Source organism: Moheibacter sp., from assembly GCF_049672845.1.
Lineage (GTDB): Bacteria > Bacteroidota > Bacteroidia > Flavobacteriales > Weeksellaceae > Moheibacter.
The window spans coordinates 113934-124820 of sequence record NZ_JBATWT010000006.1 but is presented as its reverse complement, the minus strand read 5'-3'; the positions used below and the strand labels follow the sequence as shown (position 1 = coordinate 124820).

Annotated in this window: 11 protein-coding genes; 4 read left to right on the top strand and 7 right to left on the bottom strand. The window is 37.0% G+C overall.

Annotated elements, in window-relative coordinates:
* Positions 1–78 precede the first annotated feature (78 nt).
* Positions 79–702, top strand: a complete 624-nt coding sequence (locus WBF63_RS02190; protein WP_424368055.1) for a transposase — start codon at positions 79–81, stop codon at positions 700–702.
* 186 nt (positions 703–888) lie between these two features.
* Here WBF63_RS02190 and WBF63_RS02185 read toward each other — a convergent pair whose 3' ends face one another.
* The 7 genes from WBF63_RS02185 to nusB all read right to left on the bottom strand — a co-directional run bounded on the left by WBF63_RS02185 (position 889) and on the right by nusB (position 7435).
* Entirely contained in the window at positions 889–2334 is a 1446-nt protein-coding gene (locus tag WBF63_RS02185) for an RHS repeat-associated core domain-containing protein (protein ID WP_424368054.1), read from the bottom strand.
* Between the two features lie 277 nt (positions 2335–2611).
* Entirely contained in the window at positions 2612–3307 is a 696-nt protein-coding gene (locus WBF63_RS02180; RefSeq protein ID WP_424368053.1) for a response regulator transcription factor, read from the bottom strand.
* Positions 3308–3315: 8 nt separating this feature from the next.
* Complete coding sequence (locus WBF63_RS02175; protein WP_424368052.1) at positions 3316–4863, bottom strand: sensor histidine kinase; 1548 nt, start codon at positions 4861–4863, stop codon at positions 3316–3318.
* Between the two features lie 59 nt (positions 4864–4922).
* The gene (gene coaE, locus WBF63_RS02170; RefSeq protein WP_424368051.1) at positions 4923–5519 is read right to left on the bottom strand and encodes a dephospho-CoA kinase; all 597 of its coding nucleotides are present in this window, start codon (positions 5517–5519) and stop codon (positions 4923–4925) included.
* An 88-nt stretch (positions 5520–5607) separates the two neighbouring features.
* Entirely contained in the window at positions 5608–5943 is a 336-nt protein-coding gene (gene yajC / locus WBF63_RS02165) for a preprotein translocase subunit YajC (RefSeq protein ID WP_424368050.1), read from the bottom strand.
* A 9-nt stretch (positions 5944–5952) separates the two neighbouring features.
* A complete protein-coding gene (locus tag WBF63_RS02160) occupies positions 5953–6441 on the bottom strand; it encodes a DUF1573 domain-containing protein (RefSeq protein ID WP_424368049.1) in 489 nt (162 codons plus the stop codon).
* Positions 6442–6523: 82 nt separating this feature from the next.
* Positions 6524–7435: a transcription antitermination factor NusB gene (nusB, locus tag WBF63_RS02155; protein ID WP_424368048.1), complete on the bottom strand. Its 912-nt coding sequence runs from the start codon at positions 7433–7435 to the stop codon at positions 6524–6526.
* 114 nt (positions 7436–7549) lie between these two features.
* Here nusB and WBF63_RS02150 point away from each other — a divergent pair, with 114 nt between their 5' ends.
* The 3 genes from WBF63_RS02150 (at position 7550) to rluF (ending at position 10855) form a co-directional block, all read left to right on the top strand.
* Entirely contained in the window at positions 7550–9316 is a 1767-nt protein-coding gene (locus WBF63_RS02150; protein WP_424368047.1) for an ABC transporter ATP-binding protein, read from the top strand.
* Between the two features lie 117 nt (positions 9317–9433).
* Positions 9434–9826 carry a PUR family DNA/RNA-binding protein gene (locus WBF63_RS02145; protein ID WP_424368059.1) on the top strand — a complete coding sequence of 131 codons (393 nt, stop codon included), beginning with the start codon at positions 9434–9436 and terminating at the stop codon, positions 9824–9826.
* 150 nt (positions 9827–9976) lie between these two features.
* The gene (rluF, locus tag WBF63_RS02140; protein ID WP_424368046.1) at positions 9977–10855 is read left to right on the top strand and encodes a 23S rRNA pseudouridine(2604) synthase RluF; all 879 of its coding nucleotides are present in this window, start codon (positions 9977–9979) and stop codon (positions 10853–10855) included.
* The last annotated feature ends 32 nt before the right edge of the window (positions 10856–10887 follow it).

Here is a 10887-nt window from a genome sequence, read left to right as displayed (position 1 = left end):
GGATGGAGGATTACAATCATAATCACCCACATTCAAGTTTAGCTGATTGTTCACCTATCGAATTTAAATTAAAAAGAAGTGCGTAATTTGTTTAGTTTTGAATTGTCGGAAAAACGGGGGACTTACAAATCACTCAAAACACTTCATACTTCTCACACTATGAGTAAACTAAATCCGTATCTGTCCATTGCTGAGAACAGGATAAGAGAACAAGTAGGTGCTTTCATCAAAGAACAAATTAAACAAACAGAAGATCAGTTGTTTGAACTTATTGAGAGTTCTGATGAACTTTCACTGAATTTTGTGCTGGTTACTTCCATCACCGGCATTGGAAAGGTAACTGCGCTGGAGTTGATTATTTCAACAGGAAATTTTAAACGAATCGACTCTGCTCGTAAAGCAGCTGCCTATGCCGGTGTATGTCCATATCCAAATCAGAGTGGAAACATTGCTAAAAAATCCAGGATTCACTTCAGAGCCAATAAAAAACTTAAATCCTTGTTGCATATTTGCGCTAAAACAACCTGTATCCACAATAAGGAATTTAAACTTTATAGGGAGAGGAAAATGCTAGAGGGAAAACATTTTTACTTGGTGATGAACAATGTTTCTAATAAACTTCTCAGAACTGTTTATGCGGTAGTGGATTCACAGAAACCTTTTGATCCTCATCTTATTACACTTGATCCAAGGTTTCTATAAATTTTAACATTTTTTATTTGAGTTTGACAGAGTAAACACTACCCCCTACCGGAGCCTTTATCCAATATTACTTAATTGGGAAAATTAGGGAAATATTTAATTAAGCTTTCTTCTATTAAAAAATAAATAATACATAAAACAATTATAGCCCCCAACAACAAAGCTCCAATAAATATTTTTTCTTTTTTATTCATTTTCCTTTTCTTTACTGACCTGTATAGCATGTAAAACATCTGCATCCAAAGGACGTAATTTCCTATATGCTAGATGAACATTTTGATTTGCAATAGTACCTTTAATATTAGGGTTGTCTATACGCCATTTCTTGTAATTTGCTAACATATTTATAAAGGTCTTTTGTTTTGCAAGGTAATCTTTAACTTCAGGGGTTAATGCATTTGAATATGCACCCTCCAACCCGAGTTTTCTGTAATCAACTCCTGCTATAATATATTTAGCTCTAAACACCATTGCTTTATCGGCTTCATAAGTTCTTGTGTCCTCTATGAATCCTTTGTAATCTGCACTTGCGGCACATGCATAATCCATATCATGAGCTTTTGCTACTGCATCGGCAATATCTACTGGTTGCATAGAGAAATCATAATTATCACTACTGCCATCATAAGTAATAGATCCTGATCCTGAATAAAGTCCCCAATTTCCAATTTTACTAGTTTGAGTTTTTTGAACTATATTTTTTCTTGAGCCTTGATAATGATGAATATAATAAACGCCTCTTTCATTTTTAAAATCAAATCCTGGTTGAGTATAATGTTTGTCATCCCATGTTTTTCTTCCAATAATATTATCATTTTCATCATAATAAATATGCCTTGTAAGATATTGATTGCCATCTGGATCAATAAATAATACTGGATTCGCTCTACAGTAAAGATAAGATCCATGATTAAAAGAATTTAGAAAACCTCCATGATGTTCAAAGTTCAAATAAGTACCGTCATAGATTGGTTTATCCACACTCAACCACACACTAATCCTCGGATTATAATACCTCGCACCATAGTAGTATAACCCTGTTTCCGTATCCAGTTCTTTACCATTAAATTTGAAAACATTGGTAAATGTCCCTGAACGTCTCTGCTCGGCCATAGAGCTACGCTCGCAAACTTCGAGAAAAACCGCATGGCTTTTTCTCTCATTTGCACCGAATGGTAAATTTAAGAAAATTTGGTAAGCAAAACCTACACCGTCTGTAATGACCGTAGAAGAACCGAGATGATCCGGGTGGAAATAGTAAACTGCCGGTGGTAATGGGGTCGGATCAAGGTCTTCTTCATCCATTTCTATCTGACCGAGTTCCAAAGAGTCGGCCACGGCTTGTGCGTCCCCCATTTGCTTCAGTTTCAGTTCGTCAAACTGTGTGGAAAAACTACTGTTAAAGATAGAAGCGCTTCCAATCGGTCTGCTTGCTACTCTCTGCGTACCTGCGAAATAGTGTTTGGTATAGACAGCTGCATTGCTGATCGTTATATACGGACTTGGATAAGTAGTATAGCTGATCATCGTGACACCTCCATTAGTTGGTTGACCATTCTCATAAACCTGTGTATAGTTTGAGCTTGCTTTTAAGGTTCTTTCTCCGCTGGCATCGTAGATATAGTGTCGCATTTTTAACTCATTTTGTACGGCTGCTCTCATACGATTGTTCCCTCGCTGCCGCACGATTGTATCGTGTGACTCAAGTTAGTGGGATACTACCTATATAAATTTGAAAGAATAATTCAACTTAAATCAGCCTAATTGTGGTACAGAAAATGGGGAGTACTTTACCTGTGGTATCTGAAATTTTCTTAAATTCATACCTTCCAATTAAACCAAAACCCAATAAGTAAAAATCCCTTTCCGAAAAACGAAAAGGGATTTAAAACGATCTTATCTGTGAAAATTATTCAGATATCAACAACCTAAATCCTTCTCCATGAATATTGACAATTTCCACGTTGGGATCGTCTTTCAGATATTTTCTCAGTTTGGCGATGTAAACGTCCATACTTCGGGAAGTAAAGTAGTTATCATCGTGCCAAATTCGGGTCAGTGCTACTTCTCTCGGCATCAGGTCATTTCGATACACGGCCAATAATCGCAATAGTTCGCTTTCTTTTGGTGAAAGTTTATGCGATGTACTTCCGATTTGCAATTGACGTAATTTCGCATTGAAATGAAACTTTCCGATTTTGAATTCGTCTTGTTCAAATTTCTCTTCATCAGCCGAATGTCTTTGCAGGACAGCTCTGATTTTGTGAAGTAAAATTTCGGAGTCAAAAGGTTTAGTGATATAATCATCCGCCCCTATTTTGTATCCGTTCAACACATCTTCTCTCATGTTTTTTGCTGTGAGAAAAATAATGGGTTGTTCGCTTTTCAATTCTTTGATTTCCTTTCCGAGCGTAAATCCATCTTTTTTGGGCATCATCACATCGAGTATGCACAAATCATAATCAGAGGATTTGAATTTTGCTAAACCATCTTCTCCATCTACGGCATGAGTCACATCAAAATCATTTATAGCGAGATAATCTTTCAAAACAGCTCCGAAACTCGGATCGTCTTCAACTAAAAGTAGTTTTTGCTTATCGTTCATGTTCTCAATTATTTTAGTGGCAGTTTGATGAAAAAAGCGCTTCCTTTTCCGGTTTCGCTTTCGGCATACACCTGCCCTTTGTGTAATTCAATTATTTTTCTAACATATGCCAGTCCCAATCCATGTCCTTTTACATTGTGAACATTGCCGGTTTCTTCCCGGTAAAACTGATCAAATATCTTTTTCAAAACCGTTTTGGACATTCCTATTCCTTGGTCACGTACTTCAATTATTATGTTTCCTTCTTCGTTGTACGTTTTGACAAAAATCTGTGGATTTTCTTTGGAATACTTTCGGGCGTTGTCCAAAATATTGTTTATCGTGTTTTCAAGATGAAAGGAATCACCTTCCACCAATGAGCGGCTCGCCTCGTATTCTTCAAAAATAGTGCCATTCAAATTATCTACTATAAAACGCATAGTAGAAACGCTTTTCCGCACTAAATCATTGATATTCACTTCCTGAAGATTTATATCAACCTGATTTCGCTCCAGTTTCGCCATCCGCAACACCATTTCCACCTGGGCATTCATTCTTTTATTTTCCTGCTTGATCAGGTCTGCATAATAACGAATGCGGTCGTGGTCCGATATGATTTTATCGTTTTTCAAAGCATCCGACGCAATATTAATTGTCGCAATCGGTGTTTTGAATTCATGCGTCATATTATTAATGAAATCGGTTTTGATTTCAGATATTTTTCTTTGCAGTTGCATATAATAAATCGCCAGTGAAAAAACCGAAATGATGATAATCGTAAAAATAATCGTCAGCATCACAATAGGAATAATCGGCCCAAGTATGGATAATTGTTTGTCTGGGAAATAAGTTGTAAGCAGGTATTGCGGTTTGTCGTGGTTATCATAAAAAACCGGAATTGTGTATTCGCGGTCTTTGAGATCGAATTCAGATGTGGCCACTTCGGTAGCTGTTGAATCTGCTTTGATAACGGCCAGTTGTGGATGCGACTGCACACCACGCTGACGTAATTGTTTGGTAAAAATTGAATCGAGAATTTTTATATCAAGCCTTTGAGCTATGGGGCGATTCCCGGCATCCAGTCTGGCAAGCCTTTCGATTGTGTAAGTCGAATTCTTGAAGTTTTCTTCGGTATCCAGACTTAGATTCTGAATCATATTTGCTCCCGAATCTTTGGGGATGCGTACTACTTTTTCCTGTGAATATAAATTGGCACTGATCAGACTATCATTGTATTCTTCCGACAAAGGCACAACGGAACGTTCCAGAATATACCGCGTCAAAGTGATATAAGTCGTTCCGGCCGAATCCTGAATGAGCTGTGAAGACATTACCTGTGGTTTGTCGGTCGAAGCTTTCAGATCATTATGAACGGTTTCAAATCTTTTATAATATTGCGAAAGTTCCTGTTTATTGACCTCTTCAACCGTAGCATTCAACGCCTGATAAACACGTCCGTTAAATTCATCTGTATGCGAAACAAAAACTTTTTGCGTCCAGTAAAACTGAATGATGATGAGTCCGATGAGGGCAACGCTCATCAGTATGATTAAAATTTTATTGAATCCTTTTTTCATAGATTTCTTACTACAAACATAGCATTTAGGAATTTGTTAAAATCAGCTTTAACACTGAATTAACTTGATTGAAATTGCTTTAACAATTTCTTATAAACTTGGTCAAATTCTTTCTTCAAATCATTTAGATCTGAATTATTATAAATTACATAATCAGATAAGGAAATTCTTTGTTCATCTTTCCATTGGTTATCCATTCGTTTCCGGACTTGTTCCGGGTTTGAACCATCACGACCTGCTACACGCTGAATTCTGATTTCTTCGTCGGCAACCACAGAAATAATTGCATCACAATCTTTGTAGGAACCGCTTTCAAACAAAATCGCCGCTTCTTTTACCACAAAAGAAGTAGTCTGGTTTTTCACCCAATTGTCAAAATGACGAAAAACTGCCGGATGAACAATTTGATTTAAGTTTTCAAGTAATTCTTTGTCATTAAACACCTTGGAAGCCACATATTTTGAATTATAAATTCCGTTCTGATAGGTTTCTTCTCCAAACAAACCTGTTAAACTTTTCACGATTTGCAGATCTTCATTGATCAGTTTTTTGGCTTCACTGTCGGAATTGTAAACAGGAATCCCTTCTTCCAGAAACCATTTACCAATGGTGGTTTTCCCTGAACCGATTCCGCCTGTAAGTCCGACTATTTTCATTCAATTTGATTTGAAATGTTAAAATTATTCATTTTAATCCAAAAAAAAGCCGAAGTTAAAACTCCGGCTTAAAAAATATTGATTTTATTTAATCTTTTTTCTCGGCTCCGGCATTATAGCGTGCTGAACTCAATTCTTTTGAGATTGCAGCCCGTTCAAATTTAATTTTACCTGCACCTGTTTCTAAAACCACGGTTTCGTTGGTCAATTCAAAAACTTTTCCGTGAATTCCTGAAGTAGTCACCACCCAGTCACCACGTTTAAGTTCTTCCTGATACTTTTTTTCCTGTTTTTGCTTGCGCAAATTGGGACGAATCATCAAAAAATACATGATGAGAAACATCCCGCCAAAAAGCATCAAAGTTGACCATCCGCCACCAGCTCCGGGGTCTGCCTGTAATAATATATATGCTAAGTTATTCATTCTTTAAAATTAATTTCCTGACAATGAGTTTACAACATTAGCGTTTTCAGCGTTGTTGGGAAGCGTTGCCATGAAAGTAACTACTTCTTTCCCTTTGACAGTATTGGTGGTCAAAGTAACTGTTTTTTGTTGTCTCCCAGCCTGAGTTCCTGCATCATAAGTAATTTTGATGGAATCTGTTACTCCTGGCGCAATAGGTGTTTTTGGGAATTCCGGAACGGTACATCCGCATGAACCTTTTGCATCTTTGATGATAAGTGGTGATTTACCTGTATTTGTAAATTTGAAATAGTGGTCCACTTTGGCACCGGTAGGAAGATTCCCGAAATCATAGGTTTCTGACTCAAAAGTCAAAACTGCTGCTGTCGCAGGATCTACTACTGCTTCTGCCTGTTGTTGCTTTTCAGCATCGGTAAAAAGGTTAGACGCTTTTTCCTTCTCGCAGGAAACCAAAGTGAAAACTGCCAAAATTCCGGCAGCAAAAATTGTATTCTTCATTGTTCGCTATTTTTATTGTTTTGATTTAAAGCCCATAAAATTACTAAAAGTATTTGGTTAACGTCCTTAAATTAATCTTAAATTATTGATTTAATTCTTTTAAAGAACGATCCAGAATTCCGTTTACAAAAACTTTACTTTTCTCAGTTGAGTAAATTTTGGATAAGTCAATGTATTCATTCAATGTGACTTTTGGTGGAATATTTGGGAAATAATGAAATTCAGTCAAAGCCATCTGCATCAGCACTAAATCTACTGCTGCAATACGGTCTAACTCCCAATTGGTTGCCTTTTCTTCAATCATTTTACGGGTATCATCGCTGTGACGAATTGTTTTGCGGAATAAATCAACGATGAATTCGCGGTCTTCATCATCTTTGTAAACCTTGAAGAGTTTGATTTTTCCTGTACTTTTAGGCACAAATGATTTCAAAGTGGTCATTACCATAGAATTCCCGATGTGTAAATCATCTGCCCAATGAAGATTTCTCTCTTCCAACCAGTCATGAAGATTTTCATTCGGTGCGATAAATTTTTCATAGATATCCATTATAAATGCCTTGTCTGCATCAAATGAATTTCTATCGTTTTTCATGTATTCGGCATATTCCTCGCTGGCAATAATTTCCTTGAAAATCGAATTCGGATAAGTATCAAGCAAATCCCAGGTAAGTTGTTTGTTTTTGGATGTATAGGCATTCAGTTCTTCGTTTTCATCCAGAATTCTGAACATCGGATTATCCACAAATTTTAGATTGGGATTCAAATCCTGAGCAGTAGGAAAATTTTTGTTTTTGGCAAGTTCGATTTTATTTTCTGCAATCGTTTTCTGAAAGTTCAGAAGATTCAGCAAATAAATATACAAATCATAAATCTCATCAACTCCTTTCAGCATATTCTTCTCAATTGTCCTTTGATCGGAATATTCTCCTGCCATTTTCCAGGCATACACGGCCTGCATAGCTTTCTCACGAAGTTGTCTTCTTCCCAGCATATATTGTTCTCTTAATTTTTCAATGCAAAACTTCCGCTGAATTTCTCATATTTCAATTGCGTTAATTCTGCTTTAGCGACCGCAAAGGTAATCAAAAAGACGTAACTTTGCGCAGTGAAAGAATTACTATCGCTAAATAAATTTCTCTGGAAATACCGTTGGGAACTATTGGCAGGCTTCGTTATGATCATCCTGTCAAACTTCGTTTCAGTGCTTTCCATTAATTATGTCGGAAGTGCGATAAACGACATCGAATCCTTGCTGGTACAGTTTCAGTCGGGTGATGTGAATGATCTCTCGGCAGTAAAAACTGGATTGATGAAAGCCGCTTTGCTTTTCATCGGACTAAAAATAGTCGCGGGATTATTTTTAATTGGCGTTCGGTTGATGATCATTGCGACTTCACGACATATCGAATACGATTTGAAAAACGAAATTTATTCGCATTACCAAAAACTTTCCCTTTCATTTTACAAGCAGAACAAAACCGGTGACTTGATGAACCGCATCACCGAAGATGTAGCTTTTGTACGACAATATCTCGGCCCGGGAATCATGTATCCGATGGATCTGATTTCACGCGCTGCCATCATTCTGGCATTTATGATCAACATTGATCCGATGCTTACACTTTATACGTTGGGGCCATTACCTATTCTTTCTTTTTTGATTTACAAAGTTGCTTCGACGATCAATAAAAAAAGTATATCTGTTCAGAAACAACAATCGGAAATTTCATCAATTGTTCAGGATACGTTTTCGGGAATCCGGGTGATAAAATCGTTCAACACGGAAAATTCCACGATGAAAAATTATGAGAAAGAAGCAGGTGCTTACGAGAAAAAGGCTCTTTCACTTGCCCAAACCGAAGCTTACTTTTTCCCCTTGATGGTTTTAATCGTCGGAATCAGCAACCTGCTGATTTTATACATGGGCGGTGTTCGTTATTATGAAGGCAAACTAAACATCGGCGTAATCGCACAATATTTCATGTACCTGAATATGCTGATTTGGCCTTTTACAAGTTTAGGTTGGGTCACTATGTTAGTGCAAAGAGCCGAAGCATCCATGGCGCGTATCAACGAATTCCTGAAACAGAAACCGGAAATTGAAAATCTGGTTGCGCATGAAACGCCGGTTTCGGGTAAAATCGAATTTAAAAATGTAAGTTATACTTACAAAAATACCGGAATCCAGGCATTGAAAAATGTTTCTTTTACGGTGGAAAAAGGAAAATCTTTAGCGATTATGGGCAAAACCGGTTCCGGGAAATCTACCATTGTTTTATTGCTGGCAAGATTGCTTCAACCCAGTTCCGGACAAATCCTGATTGACGGAGTTCCTTATGAAAAATTAAATCTGAATTCGCTTCGCGAAGCCATTGGTTTTGTACCACAAGAAGCATTTTTATTTTCCGATACGATACAGCATAATATTTTATTTGGTGCTTCAGATGAAAAGGATTCCGAAGCCGTAAAAAAATATGCCAAAAAAGCTGCTGTCCATAAAAACATTGAAGGATTTAAAGACCAATATGAAACGATTTTAGGCGAACGTGGTGTAACGCTTTCAGGCGGACAAAAACAAAGAATTTCCATCGCCCGGGCATTGATCAAGGACCCGGAAATACTGGTTTTTGATGATAGTTTATCGGCCGTTGATACTGAAACCGAAGAAGAAATCCTGAAAAATCTTCAGAGTGAACTCAATCAGAAAACAACCTTTATCGTGACACACCGTATTTCTTCGGCCAAAAATGCGGATCATATTTTGGTACTTGACGAAGGCGAAATCGTGGAATATGGAACACATTCAGAACTTGTTGCAAATGAAGGTGCCTATTTTTCGCTCATTAAAAAGCAATTGGTCGAGCAAGATTAAATTCTCAAATTTTTACTTTCGCACTATAGCATTGATTTTATTAAGATAAATTTCAATTTTAAAGAAATTTTTATAGATTTGTTAGCAAAGTATTAACACTTCTTAATTTTACACATGATGAGTGAAAATGAAAACTTAGAAAGGTCTGAACCGGACGGGATATATTCCAAGGTGCTCCGGGCAGGCAGAAGGACTTATTTTTTTGATGTAAGGGAAACACGGGCCGGCGACTATTATCTTACCATCACGGAAAGCAAAAAGAACACGAATGAGGACGGATCTTTTTTCTACAAAAAACACAAGATTTATCTTTACAAGGAAGATTTTGGAAATTTCAAAAACATCTTGGATGAAATTACTTCTTACGTGGTAGATGAACGCGGTGAAGAGGTAATCTCTGAACGCCATCAGAAAAATTATGACAATTATTCAGAATCGGCGGTTCCGGCAGCAGATATTCCGAAAGCGGCTACAGAATCATTTACAGACGTCGATTTTGATGACATCTAAGATTTTGTTTTATCAAAAAAAACAGCGTTTTACAAGTATAAAAAAACCGTCCCATTTTGAAATGAGACGGTTTTCTTTTTTAAAACAATCCTTTATTCGTTTCTCAACGAAATTTCTTTGTACATCCACAAAACAACTACCTTTGTTTTCATGGAGGAAAAAGATAGAATTCGACTGAATAAATTCATCAGCGACAGTGGTTTTTGTTCAAGACGTGAAGCCGATCAATACATAGAAAGCCGTCAGGTTTCGGTCAATGGTCGGACTGCAAAAGTAGGCCAACACATAAAATTATCCGATAAAGTTTTCGTCAATGATGTTGAAATCGAACCCAAAGATAAAGAGATGGCAGCCTACATCATGCTCAACAAACCTGTGGGAGTTACTTGTACCACCGATTCTTCCGACCCTGATAACATTGTAGATTTTCTATCCTTAGGTCAACGCATTTTTCCGGTAGGTCGTTTAGACAAAGATTCACAAGGTCTGATTTTACTTACCAGCGATGGTGACATCGTAAATAAAATCCTTCGCGCAGGCAACAACCATGAAAAAGAATACATCGTGACGGTTGACAAACCTATCACCGATGATTTTTGCGAACGGATGCAAAAAGGAGTTCCTATTTTGGGCGTAGTTACCAAAAAATGTAAAGTAGAAAAAATAAGTTCAAATGTTTTCCGGATTATTTTAATTCAGGGACTCAATCGGCAGATTCGGCGGATGTGCGAATATTTTGGATATAGCGTAAAAAAACTGGAACGCGTCCGTGTGATGAATTTAACGCTCAACCTGGGTGTTGGGCAACACCGTGATCTGACACAGGAAGAATTGACTGAACTTAAACTTTTGACTGAAAATTCTGAAAAAAATATTGAAGAAAAGAAAACTAAAAAACCTAAAAATAAAAAGCCTAAAAAAGAAACCGTAAAAGAAATTTCTTTCAAGAAAACCTATAAAAAGAAAACTTCTCAACCCCGAATAGGAAAGTCAAATCCGAATAAAAAGTCGGGAGGAAAACGCCGGTAATTAATTTTTTCATTAAAATGTTTATGTTTAAT